Raw genomic sequence first — 25,762 nt, 5'->3', positions numbered from 1 at the left:
TGGCAATTGGCGGACGCCGACCGCTCAATCCTCCATATACCAGAACGAGTGGACGATCTTGTTGTTGCGCCATTCCCAGAGTTTCTTGAAGGGCACACGCTCGGCATGTCCATCCAGCAGCGTGACGTTGGCGCCGTTGTTGTGGACCGTGGGCCGGCCGTTGTTGAATGAATGCTCACCGGCGTAAACACCATCGCTGGTGTCCATCATCTTGTCGCCAGTGAGATCACGGTCGAAACTCCAGACCAGTGGGGAGTAAACATAGTGCGTTACGGTGTCCATGTACATCATGGCATCGACGGGCTTTTTGACGCGCGTGGCCTTCAAAGGTTTGACCTGGCCGCCGTAATAGAACGGGCCGGTGAGCGGGCTTCCGAAAGCGCCATAATAGACGCCGACCCAGCAATTCCAGGTATTGAATTCAGCCATCGTGCGACGCGAGAGCGGCGGCGGCCCGATATTGCCACCCGGGCATTTGCGTGATTCCGAGCTATAGGACTCCGAGCTGGTGGGACTGGCGTCTGCCGCCTTCGTAATGTAGGGCGCGACCTTCTGAAACCAATACGTCATGGTTGGCGTGGGCGGGAACACGTCGCCAAAGAGCGGGAGCGTATCTTGGTTGTCGGACAGATACATGACGGTGGCGAGTCCCCACTGTCTCATGTTCGAAGTGCACTTGATCGCCTGGGCCTTGGCCTTGGCTTTGCTCAAGGCGGGTAATAGCAGCCCGGCCAGAATCGCGATGATCGCAATCACCACCAGCAGTTCGATAAGCGTGAATCCGCTGCGAACTCTTATTGGCACTCGTTTGAAATCAATGGCTGGCATTCAATCCTCCAGATACCAGAATGAGTGGACGACTTTATTCGCCTTGTCAACTTGCCAAAGTTTCTTGAACGACACCCACTCCACGTGGCCATCCAGCAGTGTCACGTTGCAGCCGTTATTGTGAACGGTAGGTCGGCCAAAATTGAACGGCCAGTCGGGATATTGCGGCATGGTGTCCTTCACCCCGTCACGATCAAGGTCGAGTGTGAAATGGTAGCCCGGATAAACCGGAGAGTAAACATAGTGGGTGATCGTGTCCATGAAGGTCATGGCATCATCGGGCTTCCTGATGCGAGACGCCTTCAACGAAGGAACGTAGTCAATATAGTAGAATGGGCCACTCAAAGGGTCTCCGGAAACGTTGCCGTAAGCTCCGAAATTCGCCCCAATCCAGCAATTCCAGAGGGTTGGACTCCAACTCACTTTGAGGAATGCAGGTGCGGAGTAGCTCCCGCCAGGACACTTGCGCAGTTCGTTGGTGTAGGCCTCCGTGTCGCCGAACTGCACTCCTTGTTGTGTCCGCTTGGCCACGTACGGAGCCAGTTTCATATGCCAAAAATCCATGGTGTAATTCTGCGAGTTATCTCCGAATGGCGGAAGTCTGTCATTGTAATCTCCCAAATACATGACTGTAGCGAGGCCCCAGTTCTTCATGTTTGAAGAGCACTTGGCTGTCTGCGCTTTGGCTTTCGCTTTGCTCAAGGCGGGTAACAACAACCCTGCCAGAATCGCGATGATGGCAATAACCACCAACAATTCGATGAGCGTAAAACCTTCGCCTGCTCTGGCCCGCCTTCGTCTGAATTCAAGGTCTGGCATAACAACAGATTTTTCTCGATGAGCCGGGAGGCGGTTGCTTAATCTTCCAGATACCAAAACGAGTGGACGACCTTTCGGTTGCGATCAACCTGCCACAGCTTCTTAAAAGAAACCCACTCCACGTGGCCATCCAGCAGCGTGACATTGTCACCGTTGTTATGAACCGTGGGCCGACCATCATTGTACGCGAAACCGCTATCGGCACCCTCATGCGAGTCCACCTTCCCATCGTGATCTTTGTCCGTATCGAACTGATAGGCCGGGTCCGCCGGGGAGTAAACGTAGTGTGTCAGGGTGTCCATGAAGATCATGGCGTCAGCCGGCTTTCTTATGCGCAACGATTTCAGGGGCTTATTATTTGGGTCTCTAGGATCGCCATAATAAAACGGACCACTGATCGGCGTTCTAAAGGTCCCAAAATGGGCACCAATCCAGCAATTCCAAGAAGACCAGCTTGTGGTGGCGAATGGTGGTGGCGCATAGCTGCCGCCCGGACATCGGCGGAGGTCCCAGTTGAAAACTTCTGCCGATCCAAAATTCGTGCCCGCCTGCGTCGCTTTCGCCACGTACGGCGCGAGCTTCTGAAACAAAAACGGCAGCGTGAACACATAATCATCGGCCATGTAAGGCAGCCGGTCGTCATAGTCGCTTTGATACATGATGGTGGCGAGACCCCAGTTTTTCATGTTCGAGGAACATTTGGCCGTGTGCGCCCGCATCTTGGCCTTGGCCAGCGCGGGCAACAACAGCCCGGCGAGAATTGCAATGATCGCGATGACCACCAGCAGTTCAATGAGGGTGAACGCAGCGCGGTGAAGCGGCTGACATTTGGATGCGGGCGACAAGCGATCACGACCGCCGTTGGGTAGGGTCGGGTTCATGGTTTGAGCTACTTTGCTCGCGACCGGTTATCTCGTCAAGTCAGCGCCCGACAATCCGCCGGCCGTCCAGTCCAGGTTGTAAATCTTCTGGCTGCCGTTCAAGAACGTGTAGTTCAAATCGGAATAACGCGCGAACTGCGAATGTCCATCCACGAACAGCAGCGACATGCCCTTTGTTCCGTGCCCGCCGGTCGGCGAATCCAGCGTCACGTCATAAACCATCTTGGGTGTGCTGGCAAAGCAGGGCGAGATGGCCTTCTTCGTTGGATAGCGGACTTCCTGGACCCGGCGCAACTTCAGCGCGCTGCCGGAGTCGTCATTATAGAATTGAAAGTAGTAATAGTAGGAGCACGGGAACAGCAATTGGTTGGTGGAAATCCCGACGCTGCTACCGTTCTTGATGACCCATTCGATGTTGAATCCACGTCCGCGGTCGGAGGGACAAAGGAAAAACGCGCGGTTGTTCGTGCTGATGTAAGGGTCGAACAGCTTCAACAGGTCCACGAACCCCATCTGCGGCCAGCCGCGACCGGAGTAGGGGAACTGCTCCCGGTTATCGCCGGTGTACATCGCCAAGGTGAATCCCAACTGCTTCAAGTTGGAGAGGCAATTGGCCAGTTGCGCCTTCTGTTTCGCTTTGGCGAGGGCGGGCAGCAACAACCCGGCGAGGATCGCGATGATGGCGATGACCACGAGCAGTTCGATGAGCGTGAAAGCGCTCCTGTGTTTCTCGAAGGATCGTTTCACCTTCCACTCGTGGTTGTCAGGCTGATTCATGTCGATCACATCAATTCCTCCGCCAACGATTCTCCGAGCGCCACGGCTTCCTTCACTGCACGTTTTGCTTCGCCACGGCGAACTGTGCCATCGCGAAACGAAACAGCGCGCATCCGGATTTGGTTGCCCACGAACTCAGCGTACGCCCCCACCGGACTTTGACAGCCGCCACCCATCGCCCGAAGAAAGGCGCGCTCCGCAATCACGCATTGCTGCGTGTTGAAATGATTCAGCCGCTCGCAGATGGTCGCGATGCGCTCGTCGTTCTCGCGGATTTCAATTCCGATCGCGCCCTGCCCCACACAAGGCAGCATCACCTCCGGCTCAAGAATCGTGGCGAGCAGGCCATCGGGAACGGCATCGCCAGTCAATCGGCCATCGGCGCTGATGAGAAAATCCAGCCGCGCCAATCCCGCCGCCGCCAGCACCGTGGCATCCAACTCCGCGCGTTCCGACAGCTTCAACAACCGGGTGACGACGTTGCCCCGAATCTCCACAATGTTGAGGTCGGCTCGTTGCGCCAGCAACTGCGCCTTGCGTCGCGTACTACTGGTGGCGACGGTTGCACCCGGTGGAAAATCCTTGATCGCGAGTTTTGGTTTGAAGCCGCGCCGTTCGGATTGGCCGGGAGTCCATTCCAGCGGTTGAGAGTTGAGAGTTGAGAGTTGAGAGTTCAGAAAGTCCGCGTCGCGATAAATGAGCACGTCGCGAACATCGGCGCGCTTGCCGACGGCACCAAGCGTGAGTCCCGCCGGCAGATCGGTGGGCAAATCCTTGAGACTGTGAACGGCAAGATCGGCCTGCTGTTTGATCAGCGCCACTTCGAGTTCCTTGGTGAAAAGTCCTTTGGGCAACGATTCGCCTTCCTTGGCCATCGACGCGGTCTGCAATTTGTCGCCGGTGGTTTTGATGATCTTGATTTCAAAACTCAACTTGGGAAACGCTTTGCGGCATTGAGCGAGCACGGCGTTGGCTTGCGCGAGCGCTAGAGCGCTGCCGCGCGTGGCGATGAAGATGGGGCGGTCGGCTGGCATTTGACTCCTGCGTGTTTAAATACTTTTTCGGTGAAAGTTCGTAGCTTTTGCTCAATTAGTTGCATGGCTCCAAATCCTGCTCTGCCAAGCATTTCACGACTAATCGCGTTCTCGATTCGATTATCTCTCGTCCTCTCGCCGCGCATGGTCGTCAGCCAAATCCTTTCTGGTGATCAAGACCTGAATCAATCCCTCCTGCGCGTCGATGTAACATCCTAAATAATATTTCCATCTCTGACCGACGACATATCCTAAGTAAGTTGGAATATCCTCAACTGGTGTACCCAGAAGTTCTTTGATTTTCTCGTAATTCATCCCTTTCCGCAACTCCAAGCCCAATTGTTTCAACAAAGTCTGGGCTTCAGATTCAGGGCATCGATTGTAAAAATCTAGGCATATCTCTGCGGTTTGCATATTACTTCCGAGGGGACTTGCAAAGTAGGTCGGCCCGTATCCTTCAGTGCAAGCCAAGCCTATCCCACACTCGAGTCCACCGATTCTGTCTTCTGAGTAATACTCTGTCTTTGGAAAAAAGTTTAGGAATCTAAGGCTCCCAAATTCTTTATAGCTCATCTCATTCAACATTTTCATTCGTCTTCAATCTGATTCCTGATTTCCTGAGTTCCAAATTCGTTATTTGTGACCGAATACCGGACGTGAACTGGATGGCACGGTGGCCACGGAATGTTGTCCCAGCAAAGATTTAACTTTTTCCCGGATGATTTGTTCGCAACAAGCAATTTCGTCTTTTCTTTGTTTCAGGTAATCGTCGGCAATGGCCTGGAGGTCGTCGATGTTGTAAAGGTAAACGTTGTCCAGGAAGTTGACCTCCGGTTCGATGTCGCGTGGCACGGCGATGTCGATAAGCAGCAGTGGACGGTTTCGACGCAGCTTCATCAGTGGCTCCAGTTTGGCGCGGTCGAGAATGTAATGCGGCGCGGCAGTGCTGCTGATGACGATGTCGATCTTGTCAAACTCCTTGGCCCAGTCCTCGAACTGCACCGCGCGTCCACCGAGTTCCGTAGCCAGCGCCACAGCGCGGTCGTGCGAACGATTGGAGACAAGGATGCTCTGCGCGCCGCGGCTGAGCAACGCGCGCGCGGTTTTCTCGCTTGTATCGCCGGCGCCAATGACCATCACCTGCCGATCCCCCAACGAGTTGAAGATTTTCTCCGCCAGTTCCACCGCGGCCGAGCCGACGGACACGCTTCCGCGCTGGATGTTAGTTTCGGTGCGGACTTGTTTGGCGACATTGAAGGCGCGTTGAAACGCCTTGTTCAAGCGACTGCCCGTGTGTCGATGCTGGAGCGCGAGGTCGTATGCGTGTTTGAGCTGGCCGAGGATTTCTGTTTCGCCCAGCACCATCGAGTCGAGACCGCAGGCAACCTTGAACAGATGTTCGAGACTCTGCGGCTCGCTCAACTTGTAGATTTCGTCGGTCAGTGGATCGCGGTAATCGTGACAGGTGATGAGGAATTCTTGAAGCTCGCGAAAAGCATTGTGTGGTTCAAGGGATGTGGCGGCGTAAATCTCCACGCGGTTGCAGGTGGAAAGAATCACCGCTTCCTCGGCGATGCTCGCGTCCCGCAGCAGTTGGAGCGTGGCGGGAATTCGCGCCTCGCCAAAGGCAAACCGCTCCCGCACCGTGACTGGTGAAGAATGATGGCTCAAGCCGATGACGACGATGCTCATTGGCGGTGAATGGGCGACCACATGCTCGATCCCCAAAACGTCAGCAGCACAAAAATGAAAATCGCAATGGCACCCCAGGCGAATCGCCGGCCGCCTTGCGCAAATTTCCAGCGCAGGACGACAAGCACCAGGCAAAGCAACCAGACCAAAACGGACCAAAGGATTTTGGGATCGCCGCTGAAATAGACGCCTTTTTCCTGCTTGAACCAGAGCGCGCTGACGATCAACGCACTCGTCATCAAAATGAAACCGCTAAGCAACAGTCGGCCGGTGACCAATTCCAGGCGTTGAATCGACGGCAGCACGGAGAGGATGGCGCGCAGCTTGTGAAACTTGAGATCATGTTCCTGTGTGAGATACATCAACCCCGCCGCCGAACTCAGGCCGATCGCACCGTAGGCCAAGGCGAAGAGCGCGACGTGCAGACTGAAGAGTCCGCCGCCGAATTGCGGTGTCGGCCCGTGTTCATCCAATCCCGGCATCAACGCGAACACACCCATGGCGAACAGCACTGGCGACGCAAACGCGCCCAGGAAACGCAGCCGCGACCAGACGCCGAACACGAGATACGTCGCCACGATGGTCCACGCGATGAACGTGGTGGCTTCGTAAAGATTGTTGACCGGACACCGATCGAGCGAGAACCCGCGTTTGACCATGGCCACGGTGTGAAAGGCAAACGCGAGCAGGAGCAGGAAATAATTCACGCGATTGTCCTGCCGAAAGCCTTTGCGCCACAGGAAAACCGAATAGACCACGCTGAGGCCGTAGATAACAACGGCCAGCCCAAAGAAATATCGGTCGGTGAACCAAGTCACAGCATGAGGTTAATCCAGACCAAGGCGGCTGCAAGCCACAATTCGAGCCAACGCCCCGGCGCCGCTCCTTCCGACTTGGTTCTTGACAGAATGCCAGAGAGTATCAGGTTAAGCCTGTGCTGACCGGTAATCGCGCCGGTCGCTCACAAAGAGAAAGGGTTGACTATGGCAAAACAAATTTTGGACAGGCACAAGGTGGCCTTCACTCTATTCGCGCCGGAGGCCCAAAACGTTCTCCTCGCGGGAAACTTCACCGATTGGGACCGCGCTCCCGTCAGTTTGAAAAGGCAAAAAAATGGTTTGTGGAAAACCACGCTCACATTGCAGCCGGGCGCTTATGAGTATCGACTGCTGGTGGACGGCCAATGGCGTGACGATCCCGATTGTCCAACGCGCGTGCCCAACGGCTGTGGCTCGCAGAATTGCGTTCGCGTCGTAAATTGATGCGGTCGCTTTGATTCAGGCAGCCGCGTGGCGGAGCGCTTGCTCGCGTTCCAGTAAGGTCGGGTGGGAATAATAGAAGCCACTATAGAATGGGTGTGGAGTGAGGTTGCTCAGATTCTTGGCGTTTAGTTTTCGCAACGCGCCAATCAGGGAAATCGTTTCACCCATCGCGGCGGCAGCGTAGGCGTCGGCCTGATATTCGTAACGCCGCGACCACCAGTGCGCCAGCGGCGAAAACCAGAACGTCACCGTGCCCGCGAGTAGTGCAAACAACAACAGCGCGGGCGTGACGTTGCCAGGTTCAAAACCGAACGCGCGATAAAACCAATCCTGCATCGCCAGCCACGCCACCAGGTAAAGTCCTGCGAGTGAACTCACCGCCGACCATCCGAGCATTTTCGGGATGTGCCTTTTCTTGTAGTGCCCGATCTCGTGCGCCAGCACCGCTTCCAGTTCTGGCTCGCCCAACTGTTGAATCAGCGTGTCAAACAGCACAATTTTCCGGTAACGCCCGAAGCCGGTGAAGAAGGCGTTCGAGTGGCGCGACCGTTTGCTGCCGTCCATCACCTGAAGGCCTTTCGCGCGGAAACCCGTTCGCCTGGCTAACGCGAGCAGCCGTTCCCGCAAACTTCCTTCCGGCAGCGCGGTGAACTTGTTGAACAACGGCAGGATGAGGACAGGCGCCAAAACCACCATCAACAATTGAAAAGCGAGCACGCAACCCCACGCCCACCACCACCACGCCGCTCCCGTCCACTCGACGATTTTTAGGATCAGCGCGAGCAGCGGATAACCCAGCGCCAGGGCGAGCAGCAGGGCTTTCAGTCTGTCGCTCCACCAAAGTTTCGCCGTGGTGGTGTTGAATCCGAACCGCTCCTCCAGCCGGAACTGCGCATACCAGTCGAAGGGAAGTCCGGGTAGCGCCAGCGCAATTCCGGCCACAAAAAGAAATGCCGCCATTGCCCAGGCCGATTCGCCCAACCGATGAACAGATGAGTTGAAACCCCATGGCAGCAATCCGCTGAAGAGCACCAGCAGCAGCACCGCGGTGTCGTAGCTGGTTTCAATCTGATTCAGCCTGTTCTTGGCCAGTGTATATTCCACGGACCGGGCGTAGGTGTTCGCGTCCACCGTCTCTTTGCAGGCCGCAGGCACCGCGCCGGCATTTGCCCGAACGTGGCGTTGGTTAAGCCAGGCGAGCCAGAGTTCCATTCCCCATTTGGCGAGGACCAACGCCAGAACGATTCCCGCAACAACGGAAGTTGGATTCATTTCGTCGCCGTTGCTGACTTGCGTGGCAGGACACCCATCGCAACTCAACGCTTCGCCTGGCCAAAGGCGTAAAGATGATTTGCTGTCCGCACGTAAAGCGTGTCCCCAACAATCGCGGGCGTAGCCATGATTTCTTCGCCAAGATTGTTTCGGGCGATCACATTCAAAGTCTCACCCGCCTCGACCACCGATACGGCACCGCGTTTCGAGGCGACGTATATCTTTCCGTCGGCGGCGACGGGCGACGCGTAATAATCCCCTTCTGCGCCCACGCGCTCCTCCTGCCACACGGGAGTTCCGTCCTTCGCGTTGAAACAGGAGAGAATGCCGCCGTCTTTGACCACATAGATTCGCTCGCGATAAAACAAAGGCGAAGAGATACGCGGCACCCCGCGCTTTTGTTTCCAGACGACCTGCGAGTCGGTAACGTCACCGTGGCCTCCGGGACGAACGGCAAAAAGTGAGTTCTCGCCGTGCGCAAAATTCTTGGCCGCCGCTGCCCATTCATCGGCGGTGATGGCGCCGTCGTGGTTGGGATCGAGGATACCAAAATTACTTTTGAGCGGCCCGGATGGCATTTCCTCCAATGTGATTTTGCCATCTTTGTTCTTGTCTGCCGTCGCGCTGTATTCGGCAAAGGAAGGCAGCGTGATGGACCCTGGCAAAGCGGGGTTGCCCAGACCCGCGACGAAAACCAACCCGTCACCACTTACCGGTGTGGGACAGACATCGTATCCCGGCAAACCGCGCGCCGACCATTTCTCACTTCCATCTTTCAAATCATAGGACACGACGCGGTTGTTACCGGCCACGACGACCGCTCCTTTGCCTCCCTGCTCAAGCACCAGCGGCGTGGCAAACCCACGGACGAACCCCGGCCGCTCGGTTTTCCAGAGCGTCTTGCCGGAACGCGCATCCACGGCCAACAGAAACGAGCCGCCATCCTGATCGAAGTTGAGCAACAGCCGTTTTCCGGCCACTACTGGCGAACTGCCGGAGCCGTAACCCGTGACCGGCATCGGCAGCGACTTGCGCCAAAGTTCCTTTCCTTTGAAATCGTAACATAGCAATCCGAACGAACCGAAATAGACATAGACGTTTCGTCCGTCCGTGGCCGCCGTTGAAGCGGCTGGACTCCCTGTCGGGTGTGACTTCTCGATCTGTTCCGCCGGCGCCGTGCTTCGCCATAGGATATTACCAGTGCGCCGTTGAAGAGAGATCGTTTCCAGTTTCTGGCCGTCCAACGCGGTCAGAAAAATGTGATCGCCCCAGATGCATGGAGAGGAATGACCCGCCGGCAACGCCGTCTGCCACAGAAGATTTGTGGCTGGTCCGAACTCGACTGGCGGTTTCCCTTCCGCCACGCCTTCGGCGTTGGCACCGCGAAACTGCGGCCAGCGCGACTCGCCCAACACCGGTTGTTCGACTGACGAAATCCAAAGCAGCAAGAGAACGGAAAAAGTTAATTTCATTCGCCTAACTGAACCGCTTATAGTATCCGACAGCGAGTCTTTTTATCGTAGCCGGAAAATATTCTGAATGAACATTCCTGTTTTGAAAACTGCGCTGCTATCGTCTGAATCAAGGTTGCAAAATTTGACGAGGCCGCTTACATCCTTCGCTTGACTGCGCCTTTGCGCGGCGAGGGGCCGTCCTCGTTCTCCCGACCCTCGACCGCGAGTATTGGGAATCGCCGTCGCTTATGCGAATTCATGGCAGGCAATTTGTCACTCTACTGGCATCGACCCTTCTCGCTTGCGTGGTCACTGCCGGCGCTCCGGCGGCGCAATGGGACATTATTCTCGCTCGCCAGCTTCAGCAGGATGAGGCGATCCGGGTGGCCATCGAAGATTTGAAGCAGGCTGGGACTGCTTGCGGGGTGAGCTTCGAGATCAAAGACGACCAACAGAAGCCGGAGCGAAACTGCATCCTCGTCGGAGATGCGACGCAGAACGAACAGACTTCCATGCTGGCGAGCGGATTGGGGCTGGCGGGTATCACCCACCCTCAAGGCTATCACATCATCACTCGGAATCTCGATGGCCATAAGGTGATGATCGTCACCGGAGGCAGCATCGTCGGCGAAGTCCATGGGTTGTATTGGATTTGGGACCGGCTTCGCGTTGAGCGGTCGCTGCCAGATATTCAGGTTCGCAGACAACCCGTGCTCGAGAATCGCATCAGCCTGGCCTGGGGCCGTTCGGGAGGCGATGGCGACACGCGGGAGGAAATGCGCAACGCCCTGCGTTATGGTCTGAACTGGGTTTCCGGGCCGGCCATCCTCGATATGGTTCCGTGGTCGGCGGAACCCGAACGGAGTCAGAATGAGAAAAACCGCGCCCGTGCCCGCGAACTCATCCGCTACGCGCACTCTCTGCACCTGAAATATTTCAGCTTCGCCAATGAATTCACGTACCACCCCGATCTGCTCAAGGAGTTTGGCGCGAGTTTGTCTCCGTGCGATCCGGCATTCTGGGACGCGGTGCAGGCAAAGTTCCGGAAACTCTTTCAGGCCCTGCCCGAACTGGATGGCGTCGAGCTTTGCAACGACGACCTGTCCGGGTTTTGGGACAACTATCGGAGTTTCGATGTGATGCACGATCCGCCGGAGTGCTCGTGGCCGCTCGACCTGCGTTTCCGCACTTTTGTGCAAAAGGTCTATGACGTGGCGGTGAACGAATTTCACAAAACCTATTTTCATTTCACCTGGAGCCTGGTTTCCTTCGAGCAACACAATCAACCGGACGTATTTCGAAAGATATTCACGGCGGCGGTCCCGGTGACGAACCTGTTCTTGATTCCAAAACTGACCGCCGCGGATCGCTGGTGGTTTCAACCGTATAATCCGACGTTCAATCAGACTCCGCACCGGACACTGGTGGGTTTTGAGACCATGAACTATTACGAGTCGTCGAGCGCGCATCTCTTCCCAACCTTCGCCGGACAATACTATCAAGCGGGACTGCAACTCTTCCTGAAGAATCCCCAAAACAATATTCGTGGTAGCGGCTACCGGGCCGGTCCCGATCCGGCCGGCTGGGATTCCCAAAGCGTCGCGGCGTATGTCCTCTGGCGGTTGTCCTGGGACCCCGACGAGGACATCCGGCAAATCGCGCGGGATTTCTGCGCCATCCATTTTGGGGCCGAAGCGGCCGAAGGCCTGGCGCAAATCTATCTGCTTTCGCCGACCGCTTACAAATACGGATTGCACATCGAACCGGTTTCCTACGGGCAGTTCAACTCGCTGCTCCAGATGCGCGTGGCTACTTTCCCCGCCGCTGGTTACCCCGAAATCGACGGCGGCAAGGAACATCTCGATTTTCTGCAAGACATCTGGTTGCAATGCAAGCCGTGGCAGGCTGAAACCTATTCGTATCTCGATCGCGGACTGGCGAAAGCTGCCGAGATGGAATCGCTGTATTTAGCGGTCAAACCCAAAATCCAAAACGCCGTCCTGGCGCGGGAAGTCGAGAATGCCTTGCGCATGACCCGGCTGCTGATTCGCGTGAATAATCTCTATGTGAAGACGGCGTTTGCCTTCTTCGCATATCGCGAAATCCCGAGCGAAGAAAAGCGAGAGGCGCTTCGGAATCTCTACGAACAGCTTTCGGCTGCGCGTGACGAGTTTGTCCATGCCCCCGGGTTTGACTATCAACTTTTCGGAGTTGATCAACTGGCGCGCAACGTGAAGGAGATGATTGAGGATCGGGCGCGGGCTGAAAGCAGGTTGGCGAAGGCGCCGACGCGCAAAGTGATCGAGAATACCATCCTCCAGCAGCAGGAGAAATATCGCCAGGTCTTGCTCGACCACGCCAGCGAGGCCGTGAAGTTTCTGCATTTCGACGGAGCGATTGATGGACAGGATATTCTCTCGGTCAATGCCAGCCAATGGCACATCGAGCACCTGCGGTGGGACGGTCCCGAAATCAAGGAGTGCAAGGTGCTCCGGCCGTTGCCGAAAATGCCGCTTTGCGTCATCCCGCAGGACATCGAATCGCGCCCCTTGCACCAGTTCGTCATCGAGCAACCCTCCCAAGCGAACAGTTTCACCGCCAAAATCTATCTCAACGATGCTCCGGGAGGCAAAGGGATCAACCGGTTCGACCTCTATTATGTTCTAAAAAAGCCGGAGGAACTTGGTTTGTCCGTACCCTGGCAGTGACGGTCGTTCGGCGGAGTGGTCTTTGCTCAAGGCTGCGGCTCCAGCAGACGGCGCAGGGTCTCAAGCAGATTGGCCGACTCCACCGGTTTGCGGAGCACCGGCGACTTCACCTCGCTGAGAAACTTGCGATACTTGGGGTCGTCCGCCGCGCCGGTGATGAAAATGAAACGGCTGCAAAGATGCGGTTTGATGCGCTCAACCGCACCGTAAAACAAGTCGCCCTCGAGTTCGGGCATTTTGAGGTCACAGAGAATGGCGTCCACGTCCTGGGCGACGATCTGTTTGAGCGCGAGCGCGCCGTTGGCCGCGGTGATGACTTCGTACTGGTACGCCTCAAGCAGGTGTTGGAAAATCTGCGACAATTCCGCGTCGTCGTCCACGACCAGGACGCGCCTTTTTTGGAGCCTGCTTGGTTCCGGTTCCATAAGCAGCGGGGTGCCGGGCAACGTTATGCACCTGTCTGGAGAATAAGCAAGCTTTGCAAAAGCACCAATCTCCAAGCACCAACATCCAAAGAAACGCCAAGCTTCAACGTCCACACGGAATCAATTTTCTGCCCGGTAGAAGTTGGTTGATTGGAGATTCTCTGGATACTGGTCGTTGGAGCATCTCACCAATTCAACTCTGGCAATCGCCATGCGACTTCCCCGGCGTTGTTGGAGCCTGGAATTCACAGCGCGGGCCAATAAATGCGAAGTCATGGTGCGCGTCGTCCTTGGTGGCAGCGGGGTTTGCCTTGGCGCGGGCGGTTGTCAAGTCAGGCCAGACGCGCGAACCGGGTCGGCGCCTGTATCGCCGCTCCATTCATTGCGCGATGCGAGATGCCCGACGCGATGTGCCCCGTCCGACGTGAGCACCGACGGTTGTGGAACGCGCGCGTGACGGTCCGCAGGAATCGATTTGAAAATGTTTCATCAAGCCTGTTGAATTCCGTGGAAGGGCTTTTAAAGTGGGCGCCAAGGTTCGGGGGTGCTTCAGTAGCCGAGGTTTCCCGGAATTAAATGGAAGGAAATGTTATGACGAGATTGTTGGTTTTATACGGACATCCGAAAGACCCCGCCGCCTTTGACAAATATTATCACGAGGTCCATGTCCCGATCGCCCGCAAGATGAAGGGATTGAAGAAATGGACGATTGGCAAGGTGACGGGCATGCCCGACGGCAAACCGTCGCCGTATTATTACATCGCCGATCTCTACGCGGAAAGCCGCGCGGCGATGGAAGCGATCCTGGCGACGCCGGAAGGCCGGGCGGCGGTTGCGGACGTGCCGAAGTTCGCCAGCGGCGGCGTCACCTTCCTCTGGACGGAAATCGACGAGGTCATTTAGCCGCCCGTTCGACAATCCAAGTTTTCGCAGGCGCGGAGGTCACGAGACTCCTTGCTACAAAGTCGGAAAGCCAAAGTCCCAAATCCGAACCAAGCCTGCTTACGTTGGCCGCCACTTTTCAAAGGACTTTGGGGACGCAAATGCTTTCGCAGGCCGGCCGTCGATCAGAACCAGACAAAACGTTCCGGGACAAACACGATGTCGGAAGGTTTCAGAAAAAACGGCTCGGTTTCCTTCCCGCTCATCACGAGCTTGAGGTTCAAGGTGAAGTTTTTTACCTGGCCGCCTTCGTTCCGGATCACCTTCACGGCTTTCAGGTTGGCTTTTGTATAATCAAACCCACCGGCCTCCATGATGGCTTCGAGGGCTGTGAGCGGACGGTTGGAGGAGATTTTACCCGGCTTCACCACCGCGCCGGTGATAAACACCGAGAAGATTGAGGATTCTACGGCAACGTTGACCTCCTTGGTGGTCAATTGTGTGGAATACAATTTCACCAGCTCCTTCTCCAATTGGGCGGGAGTCATGCCCACCGCGTTTATTTCCCCGACCAACGGCAAGTTTATCTTGCCGTCGCGTCGGATCGGTTGAGTGGTATTGAGGTTCGGAGCGCCGGGGAAGGAGATCTTTAAAACGTCACCTTCACGCAAGACCACGGCTTCGGAATGACTCGAAGTTTTTTCTCCAAATTCGTTGACCTGGGGCGTCTGAGTCTGACAACCGGCCACGGCCAGCAAAATCACCAACATCAGTGCAAAATTCAGCCGCGGCAGTTGCCACAGGCAACGGCCATTACTTCCCGACGTTTGCTCGCCGCTCACCTCTGTCGTTAAATTCTTTGGCATGGTTGGCGTGGGTTGGGTTGTTTATGTGGTTTGAAACCGGAGGCTGCGAGATTGTATTTCTTTTCGCAGCCAACCATGGACGACTCTACATCGTCGCCGGCCAGCAAGTCAAAGCCGTTTTCACGGGGCACATTTCATTTTTCAAGCCGGCGGTGAGCGGGAAAGATTTTGTCAGGCTTTTTCGAGGTCACCCAGCCAGCGCCGCAAATCCAATGACAGCCTGGGGTGAACAATGAAGCCATAACACCGACCACGCGTTCCCGATGTTGTGCCCTGTGCGGCTGGATAAATTTGATCGCGGGTCCGGTCGCTTGACTCACGGCGCGAGCACGACCCGGCTGCTTTGGCTGGTTCCGAGCAGGAAGCCGCAACCGGCGTTGACTTTCTGCAACACCACGCCGCTGAATTTCAAGGACGCGCCACTCGCGGGATCCACGGCGGTACCTTTGAACGTACCGGTGGTAAGAGAGAAGCTCATGGTTAGCGGATTGCTGCTGCGATTGCTGACCCGGCTGTTCTGTTCCAGTGTCACCAGGTTGGTGAAGTCCGCAGCGAGGTTTCCACCGCTGAACAGCACCGAGGCATCCGTCAAATTCAGGATGTGTTGCGTAATCCCAACGGGCGCGACGAACAAGGAGCCAACGGCCTGACACTCATGGCTAAAACCATTCGGATAATAAGGCGCAATCCCGGCAGGTTTGATCCAACTGAACGCGCCACTCAAGTCGCTGTTGGGCTGATTGGTGAAGGTCAACCAGCTTACCGCCGAGCCTTGGCCGGAGTAGAGCGCCACATACAACGGCCAGAGGCCGTGCCTGGAGACGGACACACTTTGGCTGACTTTCGTGCCGTCGGCCAGAACGCCCACAAATTTCGCGCGGCCTTTGGTATCGACCCGCACGGTGCCGAAACCGTCACCCGTTGGGACAGACGGATTATTGTCCTGACCCGGGATGCGCAGAGTGTAGCTGCCGGCGTACGGTGCCGGGTTGGTTCGGGAGCTGAACACGTCCCGGTTGCCGAGCAGGGGCGACACCCACGTCCCGTCGGTGACGCGGCCAAAGACTTGATCGGCCTGGCTGCCGGTGCCGATTTGCAATTCCACGGTCAGGGGATTTGCGGTCGGGCGCAGGATGTGGTTGGTGGCCTGGCCTTGGAGATTAAGCTGGCCGCTGAAGGCGTAGCGGTTGGCGCCCATCTGGAGGCGGCCGGAATAGGTACCGCGGGTCGTGGTTGCGAGTGTGAGGAATCCCGCGCTATTCTGGCGCACTTCATCGTTTTCGTAGAACAGACCACTGTAGCGATTCTTGGCTGGCGTCAATGAGCTTGGAACAAAGTTGGCCTGGAGCACGAAGTTTGAGGTCAACACAAATGTGACGGTTGGCGACGAGGAGGAAAGACTTCCGCTCCAACCGGCGAATCTTTGGCCGGTGGCAGGAACGGCCGTGAACGTGTAGGTCTGTCCGAGCACCAGGTCTTGCGAGCTCATGGCGGGCGTAACCGATCCGCCTCCATTCGTAACGATGGTGAGCATCGACGGCGGTGAGGGAGGCGCCAGCACGCTGACTTGGAAGGTTGTGCTGGCGGTTGCGATACCGTCGCTGACCGTGATCGTGATGTCCGCATTGCCGTTCTGGTTGAGCAAAGGCGTGATCGTCACAGTGCGATTACTGTCATTGCCACCAAAAACGATATTGTTGGTGGGAATCAGCGTCGGTGCTGAGGAGGTGGCCCACACCACCAGATTGGAGGCCGGTGTTTCGAGATCGCCGATGCTAAAAAGTATCGCTCCCGTGTTCGTATTGGTGGCAATGATTTGCTTCGGAATGGCTGTGATAGTCGGTGGCTGGTTGACCGTCACGGTAAACGTGCGCACTGCCACGTTGTTGCTCGTGCCACCGTCGTTGACGGTGACGGTGAGGGTGGCGCTGCCGACGGCGTTGGCCACGGGGGTGAAGGTCAGGCTACCGGTGGCGTTGGGAGTGGTGTAAGTGACCGTCGGGTTGGGGATGAGACTTGGATTGCTGGAGATGGCGGTGACGGTGAGGGTTTGCGATTCGTTGGCGGCGCCCGAACTGATGCCGGCCAGGTTGATGGTCTGCAAGCCAGCATTTTTGTTGACCGTCAGATTGTTGAGCGGGTTGAGCGTGGGCGTGTCGTTCACGGCATTGACGGTGACGGTGAAGCTGCGCGAGACCGTATTGCTACTGGCCTGACCGTCGTTGACGGTGACAGTGACAGTGGCCAAGCCATTGGCATTGGCAGCGGGTGTGAACGTCAAATTGCCGGTGGCGTTGGGACTGGTGTAGTTGACTGTCGGGTTGGGGATGAGACCCGGATTGCTGGAGATGGCGGTGAGGGTGAGGGCCTGCACTTCGTTGCTGGCGCCGGAACTGATCCCCGTCAGGTTGATGGTCTGGAGTGGAGCATCCTCAGAAATGGTCAGGTTGGACAGGGCGTTCAAAGTCGGCGAGTCGTTGACCGCATTGACGGTGACCGTGAAGGTGCGGGTGACGGTGTTGCTGGTGGCCTGGCCGTCATTGACGGTAACCGTGAGGGTGGCGATGCCGTTGGCATTGGCTACGGGAGTGAAGGCGAGACTGCCAGTCGCGTTGGGGGTGGTGTAGGTGACCGTTGGGTTGGGAATGAGACCCGGATTGCTGGAGGTGGCGGTGACGGTGAGAGTCTGCGATTCATTGGCCGCGCCCGAACTGATGCCGGACAGGCTGACGGTTTGCAGACCGGCATCTTCGTTGATCGTCAGGTTGGTGAGCGGATCGAGCGTGGGCGGATCGTTGACGGCATTAACGGTGACAGTAAAAGTGCGGCTCACCGTGTTGTTGGTCGCACCACCGTCATCCACCGTGACGGTGACGACGGCCGAGCCGGTGGCGTTGGCTGCGGGCATGAAGGTCAAACTGCCGGTGGCGTTGGGGCTGGTGTAGATGACCGTGGGATTGGGGATGAGGCTTGGATTGCTGGAAGTGGCAGTGACGGTGAGGGTCTGCACTTCGTTGCTGGCGCCGGAACTGATGCCGGCTAGGTTGACGGTCTGGAGTGCGGCGTCTTCAGAGATGGTGACGTTGGACAGGGCGGTCAACGTCGGCGGGTCGTTGACGGCATTGACGCTAACAGTGAAGGTGCGCGTAAAGGTATTGTTGGTCGTGCCGCCGTCATTCACCGTGACGCTAATGTCGGCCGTGCCGTTGGCATTGAACACGGGCGTGAAGGTCAAAGTGCCGGTAGCGTTGGGGCTGGTGTAGTTGACCGTGGGATTGGGGATGAGGCTCGGATTGCTGGAGGTGGCGCTGACGGTGAGGGTCTGCACTTCGTTGCTGGCGCCGGAACTGATCCCCGTCAGGTTGATGGTCTGAAGTGGAGCATCTTCAGAAATGGTCAGGTTGGACAGAGCGTTCAAGGTGGGTGAATTGTTCACGGCACTGGTCGGAACGCTATAAGATGTCTCATTTGAAAAATCACTTTCCATACCCAAGGCGTTATACGCCGTGGCTGCGAAGTAGTAGGTTGTGCCTTCAATCAGGCCGGAAATGGTTACGTTCGTTGCGTTGCCGACATCAACCATGTTGGTGTAGGTCCGGCTCACTACGCCATAGTAGATCTTGTAACCGGCGACGTCGGGGTCCGTGCTGGGGTCCCAAGCCAGAGTCACACTTTGACTGGCCCACGCTGGCGCGCAAACCAAAGTCCAGACTGCAACGACACTCAAAACTGCGATTCGTATTCTTGAAGTCAGCTTTCGACTCCTTTCTTTCCACATTCTCATCATGCTTGGCAACGAAAGCAGAAAGGTTGCCGTCAGTAATAGTCCTCTTTAACTCAATCTGGCTGCATCAGGTTGAATGAACTATTGCACAGCGACTTACGGCCACGGGACGAATCTCAAAAGTCTATGGATGTAATGCGTCTGTTGATCTCGTCCAATTGAAGTTCGTCAACATCAGATTGACTAAAGATGGGATACTAGTGACCCAATGAATGCACACTATAGGGGCACAGCCTCGTCAGCAGACAAGACCGGGATTCGTGTTGTGACATGAACGTCGAGTTGAGCAAAACTTATGGCGAGTAGAAGCTGATGCGCAGGCGGGGCGGAGCGCGGACTCGACACGCGTAACCGCCATGTCCCGGTCATCAATTGCGCGGAGTGAATCCAGACAGGTATGCGTGGCGATTGTCTGCATCGGAATTTTGGCGCCCACCGCGGCATGTTTTCGTGTGGATTCGAACACCTGTCGTATGAAGTTTCCTACCAAAACTCCTTTTTCCTCTCGTCAACCGTTCCGCCTTCGGATTCGGCATGCAGCCGTTAGCGTGGTTCGGGTCTGGACCCATCTTCAGCGGGATCGGTCTTTGTCCCACAATTAAACAAGATTTACTGAATCTGGACACTTTCCAGCGCTGATTTCTCAAAATATTGAGATGATTCGCTTGGCATCACCGATGCTCCGTACAAGGCATGACGAAAACGTCCATAAACATCATCGCTGTATCTATACTGCTTGCGGGCATCATGGCGAAGTTGCGTGCCATAATGGAGAAGCAAGTGCCGCTTGGTTATCAGGACGAGAAAGGGTTCCATTTCGGAGTCCAGCCCACCGCCCAGAAAAGCGCTTGGCCCCCAGTTTGGTAACACCGCCGTTTCCCTTGGTGTGAGGTTTCCAACAGGTTGTTTGAAACTCTGCCAAACTTGCTCAACTCAAAATGGGCACCTGTTAATCTGTCTGTACCGCGTGAATCCTTTACTCTGCTTCCCACCAAAACAAACACGATCGACTGCCGTTTGAGAAAGCCGTATTCGGTTACGATACTCATGCATCAAAAACTATAAGATAAACTTCCCGGATGGCCTGGCGGTATTTGGCAATGGCATTCATTAAGTGACGGGCGTTGGGAAAGCCACAGCGAACGGCCACGCGATAGAGCGCCGCACCATCGGTAGGCAACACAGTTTCACCTTCGTAACTCCAGCGGCGCAAGATTCCTTCGACCCGCCTGAGCAATCGGTAATTCTCGGCGATTTTTTCGGCGTCGCATGAATTCAGCACTGATACGTCACCAGCCTTTCGCAGAGCCGAAAGGGTGTTGGCTTCCTGCCAGCCATGCGCGAGGCAAAGTGTCTGCGCGATAAATTCCGCGTCCATCAATCCGCCCTTGCCCGTTTTTATGGCCAACACATCCTGTCCCGCGGGCGTGCGGTCCTTCTCGATTCGCTGCCGCATGCGATGAATTTCCTGTTTCCACGCCGGTGTGTATGCAGCCAGCGGCAGACTCGGTTGGCTAAAGTTCGTAAGCGACGCCGACAATCTCTCAAACTGCCCACCCAAAGCAAGATCCCCAGCGATGGGCCGCGTCCGTGTGAGCGACTGGATCTCCCACAGGCGGGCGCGTTGACGGTAATATTCTTCATAAGCCTGCAGCGTGTTGACGAGTAATCCTTTTTCACCGTCAGGCCGAAGCCGGGCGTCTGTGATAAACGCCACGCCCAACTCGGTCGGGCTGGAAAGCAAATCCATTACCTCGATGGCCAGGCGCTGAAGTTTCGGCAAGTTCCTCGTTTTGGAGTCCGCGACAAAACAAATGTCCAGGTCAGAACCATAATTGAGTTCCACGCCGCCGAGTTTTCCCAGCCCAACAATGACCAGTGGCGGCGACTTCAAATTGTTTTTCTGAAGAGCGACTTCGAGCGCATATTGAAGGCACGCATCGGCGAGCGCTGAAAGCTCAGTGAGGTTCTGCTCGAAATCAGCCAAACCCAGAATATCCCGAAGCCCGATGCGCATGAGTTCCGCTTGATGATACCGTCGCAACCAGAGGCGCTGATCTTTGTCCGCCTGACCGAGGCGCAAGTCTTTCAAAGTTTCTTCAGCCGTTTTCCGTTGGCGCAGGCGACCGCTGAGAACCAGTTCATCCACCAAATCCGGCGTGCGAATGGCGCTTTCGGCAAGAAATTCTGATCGGTCGAATAACAGCAGCATCAGTTCAAAGAGCGACGGATTACTGGCCCAGGTTTCAAACAATGTGGCGCGCGCGCCGTAAGCCGTGATGAAACTGTCGAGTCGGGTGAGCACACGATCTGGATCAGAAAGGGATTGGGACACCCGGGCCACATCTTCTGCCTGATCAGCTCGTCGCGGGCAAAGGGCGAACAAGCGAGGCAGAAGCTGGCGGGCCAGTTCAACCGTGCGCGGCGAGACGTGCGCGTAACCGGGACCCTGGGCAAACTCCTTGAGCAAGCGGATGGCGGCCTCGACATTCCTGAATGAATGCTCCGCGAGCAATTTTTCCCATCCGGTTTCGGCGACATCGAACTGCAAGGGAAACGCCGGTTGGCTCGCCGGCCCGTCGGCCCTCAAAATTTTATCGTAAACCCGACGCACATTGCGCGTGTGCGCCTGGAGCGCAGCTTCAAACGTTTTCAGTGAGCCGAATCCCATCAACGCCGCCAGACGTTCCCGGGCGGGCCGGGTGGTGGGAATGGTGTGGGTCTGGAGATTGTCTTCCATCTGCAAACGATGCTCCACGTCGCGCAGGAAACAATAAGCCTCAGTCAACGACTTCGCCTCCTCGGCAGCCATCAGTCCGTATTGCACCAGCTTTTCCAGCGCGGGGAGCGTTTGGGCGCCTTGGAGAAATGGAATTTTTCCGCCGTTGAGCAATTGGAGAGTCTGCACGCTGAATTCAATTTCGCGAATGCCGCCGCGACCGAGTTTGACGTTGCGATCGATCTCTCCGGCTTTGACCACTTCGTTTTCGATGCGGTCTTTCATGGCGGCCACCTCTTTGAGAATCCCTTCCCGAAGCGAGCGCGGATAACGGAACGATTGAATCATCTCCAGAAATTCCGCCGCCAACGCCTCATCGCCTGCCACGCGCCGCGCCTTGATCAGCATCATGCGCTCCCAGGTTTGTCCCCACTGCGAATAATAATTTTCATAACCGGCCAGCGAACGAACCAACGGCCCCGCATCCCCCTCGGGTCGCAGCCGCAAATCGATGCGATACAAAGTCCCTTCCGAGGTCATGCGCGTCACTTCAGCGATAAACATCTCCGCCAGCCGTTTGAAGAATTGGTGATTCGTCAACCCGCGACCGGTTTGTTGATCTTTCAACGGCGGTTCTTTGAAGACATGTCCTTCCTCGGCATAAACAAAAATGACATCCACATCCGAACTGTAATTGAGTTCCTGCCCGCCCAGTTTGCCCAATCCCAGAACACAGAACCCCGTCGGCAGCCAATTGCCATCGGCGTCCTGATGATAAGGCAGTCCCAGGCGCTCACTCAGTTGCTGGCGGCAAAGTTGCCAGACGGTATCAAGGCAAACGTCGGCAACGTCGGAGATTTCGCGTGTGATTTCCGAAACAGTTCCCAATCGGGCGAGGTCCCGCGCCGCGATGCGCATCATCTGGCGCTGTTTGAAGCGACGGAGTTGGGCGAAGGCCGCATCGAAATCGCGCGCCGCCATCAATGGCAGCAGCCAACCATTCACCTCGCGGCGCAATCCTTGTTCCCGCCGGGGATGTTTCAAAACTTCCGGCAGGAGCGACGAAACCCAATCTGGATTGGCGATCAGCAAAGCCGCGAGCGCTTGCGAACCGCTCAATAAAGCAGCGAGAACGCCGGCCTGTTCGGCGGAAGCGGACTTCAGTTGACCGGCGGCGCTCGTGGCCAACAACTGTTCCAAGTGGTAGCGAGCGCGTGGTGGGTCAGCACAGGCTTTGATGGCTTGAGACCACACCGGATTTTTCATGCGCAAAGATTCAGCACAACCTGATAACGCGGAATAATTAAGTCGGAATGCTCTCGAGTGTTACTTCCGTAAGCGATTTTTGGCCCCTCGTGCCCAATCTCGTGAACAATCCGCGCCAAAAACCGAAACCATAGAGGACGTGCGTCAAGACAATCAGCGGCAACGCACCGGCGCTTCGTACAATTCCGCCGCGCGGCACGACGGCGAGGCCTTGCAGCAACACGACCAGCGCATAAAGCGCCAGCGGGATCAGTGCGAATCGCCCGATCAAGCAAACCAACGGTGGCAGCGCGAGTAGATAAACCAAGAATAAAGGGGGCACAAAGTTCAGCGCCGAGCCTAACGTCGGGTTCACGCGAAACTGCTCTGCCCGACCCCGACCATAAGTCCTCAACATCTTGGCGAATGCGCTCAGCGTCCGGCGCGGACGGCGATAGACACGCAGTTCCGGGTCGTAGAGAAGTTTTCCCCCGTGCTTTTGGATGTCATCCATCAAGGCGTTTTCCTCGTTCGGATAGAGCGCTTCGTTGAAGCCGCCGTATTTGAGCATCGTTTCCCGGCGCGCGAGTTGGTTGCAAAGAATCAATTCCTTCTCGCTCGTCTCGCGCAACGCTCCGACCGGCGTATAACGGGCGCGGCTCGGGCCGAACGCGAGCCAGCTTCCGAGTACCAGCGCAAAAACCTGTTCCAGCGCCGGCGCGTCCGCTGGACATAGATTCGGCCCGCCGACGATTTGCACTTTCGGGTCGCGGAAATGCGCCACAGCGCGGCGCAGGTTGTCGGCTTGGGCGACCGAATCGTCGTCTAAAAAGTAAATCAACTCGCCGCGTGCGGCGCGCAGGGCGGTATTGCGCTGCACAGAAGGCTGTTTGCCGCGGGCGATGAGAATTTCAAGCTTGGCCGGCGGGTAATCCAGCGCACGGGCCGACGGCACCGCCTGGGTTTCTGCCTGATCAGGCCGCGCCGCGATGATGACGGTAACGCTCGGCAAAGGGTCGCTCACGGCAGCAAACTAAAGTTCAAACTCCAAAGTTCAAAGTCGAAAGTAGGCCACCATCCATCCTGATGTCGCTTTTATTGTGGAAGCTGAAGAAGGATCGCCGCCAGTTTCGCTGACAGCGCGAAGCATTCTCCAGTCGATGAATTTCGCGCGTCAAGAAGACGAAACCGGGTCAGGCTTCGCGCAAATTACGGCCCGAGCATGATACGGAAGAACTGTTGGGAAAAACCGTCGGTGTTGGTGAAGGTCCATGTAAACGGCGGCACAGGCGAGTTCGTGGTGAAGAGGTTCGACCAAGTGGTGAAATCGGTCGAGCTCTGCAACGTATAGTCCGGCCCGGCGTCACCGGTGATCAGGAGCTTGAGTTGGTTGTTGGTCACATCCATGGGCGTCACTGACGGTGGCGTAAGAGTGTTCACAGTCGCGGTGAAGCTCTGGGTTGCGCTCATCACTGGTGAACCATTGTCCGAAACGCTGAGCTGGATCAGGTTTGTCGTGGCCGCTTGCACCACAGCGGGACGCCAGATAAAGACACCGCTGGTGGGGTCGAGCGTCGCGCCCGAGGGAAAATTGAGCAGGCTGAAGGTCAGTGTTTGCGGGGGAACGTCCGTATCACTGGCAAAGTTGGTGAATGAAAGAATCTGCCCGGCGTTGAGGACAAGGTTGGAAATCGGCGCAAGCGTCGGCGGGGTATTTGCCGGAATAACTGTCAATATCCCGTTGCTAAAAGTGATTGCGTAGTTGGTGGAGGTTAGCCCACTAGGAATGATCGGATAAGTGCCTGCCACACTGTTGGTGCTCGCCGGCGAGTCAATGACCAGCACGCCGCCCAGCGCGTTGCTGTCTTCCCCGTTCACGAAACCTGTGTAGCTCACGCTGAACACGGGGTTGGTCATCCCATACGCACGGCTCGCGTCCTTGCCACGAATCACCAATACAGCCGGGTTCACCGTATGTGTTCCATTCGTGTAATCAATGTTGTAATTGTCTAACCCATTTCCCATCGCGGCACTGGGCACGACGGCATAGGGTGAACCGCTCACGGTCGCCACCGCCGCTGCGCCGGCGCTCGTCAAGGTCACATTCGTCACCGTGTCGCCATTGATCAATCCGCTCGCGCTGAATTCCGTCCCGGTGAACGTCACTGTGTCACCATACGTCTTGTTGGTGTTGTTGGCCGTCAGGCTCGCAGCCTTCTGATTGACTGTTAACATCCCGTTGGAGTAGGTGATCGAGTAATTATTCAGACCCATACCCGCCGCTGCGCTGGGCACGATGGAATAGGGTGAACCGCTCACCGGCACCGTGCCCGCCACTCCGGCGCTTGTCAATGTCACGTTTGTCACCGTGTCGCCATTGATCAATCCGCCCGTGCTGAACTGCGTCCCGGTGAACGTTACCGTGTCACCATACGTTTTGTTAGTGTTGTTGGCCGCTACCGTTAACGGGGACTTTTGCACGTCGATCGAAATTGTGTTCGTTGCTGAAGTGTAGTTCTGAGTATCAGTTGGTGTGAAGATGGTTGAAAGCACCTGGCCATTGCCGGCGTTCAAAACCGTTCCGGCGGGGGGACTGTAAACAAATGTCCCCGCCACGCTGGCAGTCGCGTCCAATTGTGTTCCGTTCAATGGTGTCCCATACGTGATCGGCGCCGGATTAGTCCAATTGATCACAGGGGTTTGGGACGTTGCGCTAATTGTCGTTACGGTCAGACTCCAGCCGCCGGCGAAGCTGCCCGAGTCACCCGGTCCGTCATCAAACACATACAGCGACCACGCCCCGTTGGGCGCCGTCCCGTTGAACGCCGACAGCGCCCCCGCATACGGCCCCACGGGCGCCGGCGCAGGAAAGTTGTCCCCGCCCGGCGAGCTGTCCGTGTAGTCGGTCGGCTTGTAGGTCCCGGAGACAAACGATCCGCTGCTCGGCAGCGCCGAGGTTGCCGCGTCCGACAGCGTCACCGTCACGTTGTTCGGCGCAAACGCATCCCCCGCATCCGATAAGACCAATGCCTTTTGCCCTTGCCCGCCCGGCCCCACCAGCAGCACATCAATGTCGCTGGCCCACGTGTGACTCAGATTCCTCAGTGTCACGGT

At 56.6% G+C, this 25,762-nt stretch carries 19 protein-coding genes; 3 read left to right on the top strand and 16 right to left on the bottom strand.

The window, feature by feature from the left end; genetic code table 11:
• Positions 1 to 24: 24 nt before the first annotated feature.
• From HY298_24220 to ccsA, 8 genes are all read right to left on the bottom strand, one after another.
• The gene (locus tag HY298_24220) at positions 25 to 828 is read right to left on the bottom strand and encodes a type II secretion system protein (GenBank protein MBI3853365.1); all 804 of its coding nucleotides are present in this window, start codon (positions 826 to 828) and stop codon (positions 25 to 27) included.
• Positions 829 to 1,647 carry a type II secretion system protein gene (locus tag HY298_24215; GenBank protein ID MBI3853364.1) on the bottom strand — a complete coding sequence of 273 codons (819 nt, stop codon included), beginning with the start codon at positions 1,645 to 1,647 and terminating at the stop codon, positions 829 to 831. It abuts the gene before it with no gap.
• A 38-nt stretch (positions 1,648 to 1,685) separates the two neighbouring features.
• Positions 1,686 to 2,528 (bottom strand): prepilin-type N-terminal cleavage/methylation domain-containing protein, encoded by an 843-nt coding sequence (locus HY298_24210; protein ID MBI3853363.1) that lies wholly within the window; start codon positions 2,526 to 2,528, stop codon positions 1,686 to 1,688.
• A gap of 27 nt (positions 2,529 to 2,555) precedes the next feature.
• Positions 2,556 to 3,305, bottom strand: a complete 750-nt coding sequence (locus tag HY298_24205) for a type II secretion system protein (protein MBI3853362.1) — start codon at positions 3,303 to 3,305, stop codon at positions 2,556 to 2,558.
• 5 nt (positions 3,306 to 3,310) lie between these two features.
• Positions 3,311 to 4,339 carry a hydroxymethylbilane synthase gene (gene hemC / locus HY298_24200; protein ID MBI3853361.1) on the bottom strand — a complete coding sequence of 343 codons (1,029 nt, stop codon included), beginning with the start codon at positions 4,337 to 4,339 and terminating at the stop codon, positions 3,311 to 3,313.
• 120 nt (positions 4,340 to 4,459) lie between these two features.
• Complete coding sequence (locus tag HY298_24195; GenBank protein ID MBI3853360.1) at positions 4,460 to 4,930, bottom strand: hypothetical protein; 471 nt, start codon at positions 4,928 to 4,930, stop codon at positions 4,460 to 4,462.
• Positions 4,931 to 4,972: 42 nt separating this feature from the next.
• Entirely contained in the window at positions 4,973 to 6,031 is a 1,059-nt protein-coding gene (locus HY298_24190) for a glutamyl-tRNA reductase (protein MBI3853359.1), read from the bottom strand.
• Positions 6,028 to 6,789, bottom strand: a complete 762-nt coding sequence (gene ccsA / locus HY298_24185; GenBank protein ID MBI3853358.1) for a cytochrome c biogenesis protein CcsA — start codon at positions 6,787 to 6,789, stop codon at positions 6,028 to 6,030. Before ccsA ends, HY298_24190 begins: the two co-directional genes overlap by 4 nt.
• 225 nt (positions 6,790 to 7,014) lie before the next feature.
• Here ccsA and HY298_24180 point away from each other — a divergent pair, with 225 nt between their 5' ends.
• On the top strand, positions 7,015 to 7,293 hold the full coding sequence (locus tag HY298_24180; protein ID MBI3853357.1) for an isoamylase early set domain-containing protein: 279 nt from the start codon (positions 7,015 to 7,017) through the stop codon (positions 7,291 to 7,293).
• A 15-nt stretch (positions 7,294 to 7,308) separates the two neighbouring features.
• Here HY298_24180 and HY298_24175 read toward each other — a convergent pair whose 3' ends face one another.
• Complete coding sequence (locus HY298_24175) at positions 7,309 to 8,565, bottom strand: M48 family metallopeptidase (GenBank protein ID MBI3853356.1); 1,257 nt, start codon at positions 8,563 to 8,565, stop codon at positions 7,309 to 7,311.
• A gap of 44 nt (positions 8,566 to 8,609) precedes the next feature.
• Entirely contained in the window at positions 8,610 to 10,037 is a 1,428-nt protein-coding gene (locus tag HY298_24170; protein MBI3853355.1) for a PQQ-binding-like beta-propeller repeat protein, read from the bottom strand.
• 230 nt (positions 10,038 to 10,267) lie between these two features.
• Between HY298_24170 and HY298_24165 the strand changes: the two genes are divergently transcribed.
• Positions 10,268 to 12,727 carry a hypothetical protein gene (locus tag HY298_24165; protein ID MBI3853354.1) on the top strand — a complete coding sequence of 820 codons (2,460 nt, stop codon included), beginning with the start codon at positions 10,268 to 10,270 and terminating at the stop codon, positions 12,725 to 12,727.
• A gap of 26 nt (positions 12,728 to 12,753) precedes the next feature.
• On the opposite strand, the gene HY298_24160 is transcribed toward HY298_24165, so the two are convergent.
• The gene (locus HY298_24160; protein ID MBI3853353.1) at positions 12,754 to 13,152 is read right to left on the bottom strand and encodes a response regulator; all 399 of its coding nucleotides are present in this window, start codon (positions 13,150 to 13,152) and stop codon (positions 12,754 to 12,756) included.
• A gap of 591 nt (positions 13,153 to 13,743) precedes the next feature.
• Here HY298_24160 and HY298_24155 point away from each other — a divergent pair.
• Positions 13,744 to 14,055 carry an EthD family reductase gene (locus HY298_24155; GenBank protein MBI3853352.1) on the top strand — a complete coding sequence of 104 codons (312 nt, stop codon included), beginning with the start codon at positions 13,744 to 13,746 and terminating at the stop codon, positions 14,053 to 14,055.
• A gap of 164 nt (positions 14,056 to 14,219) precedes the next feature.
• Here the strand turns inward: HY298_24155 and HY298_24150 are convergent, their stop codons facing one another.
• From HY298_24150 to HY298_24130, 5 genes are all read right to left on the bottom strand, one after another.
• A complete protein-coding gene (locus HY298_24150) occupies positions 14,220 to 14,900 on the bottom strand; it encodes a polysaccharide biosynthesis/export family protein (protein MBI3853351.1) in 681 nt (226 codons plus the stop codon).
• Between the two features lie 316 nt (positions 14,901 to 15,216).
• Positions 15,217 to 18,570 (bottom strand): tandem-95 repeat protein, encoded by a 3,354-nt coding sequence (locus HY298_24145; GenBank protein ID MBI3853350.1) that lies wholly within the window; start codon positions 18,568 to 18,570, stop codon positions 15,217 to 15,219.
• Positions 18,571 to 19,729: 1,159 nt separating this feature from the next.
• Positions 19,730 to 22,669, bottom strand: a complete 2,940-nt coding sequence (gene glnE, locus HY298_24140; GenBank protein ID MBI3853349.1) for a bifunctional [glutamate--ammonia ligase]-adenylyl-L-tyrosine phosphorylase/[glutamate--ammonia-ligase] adenylyltransferase — start codon at positions 22,667 to 22,669, stop codon at positions 19,730 to 19,732.
• A gap of 37 nt (positions 22,670 to 22,706) precedes the next feature.
• Entirely contained in the window at positions 22,707 to 23,672 is a 966-nt protein-coding gene (locus HY298_24135; GenBank protein ID MBI3853348.1) for a glycosyltransferase, read from the bottom strand.
• Positions 23,673 to 23,857: 185 nt separating this feature from the next.
• The coding region (locus HY298_24130; protein ID MBI3853347.1) for an MBG-2 domain-containing protein at positions 23,858 to 25,762 on the bottom strand (1,905 nt) is incomplete at its 5' end.

The sequence above is a fragment of the Verrucomicrobiota bacterium genome (assembly GCA_016200005.1).
GTDB lineage: Bacteria > Verrucomicrobiota > Verrucomicrobiia > Limisphaerales > PALSA-1396 > PALSA-1396.
The sequence above is the reverse complement of the archived record's forward strand: the minus strand, read 5'-3'. Positions and strand labels throughout refer to the sequence as shown.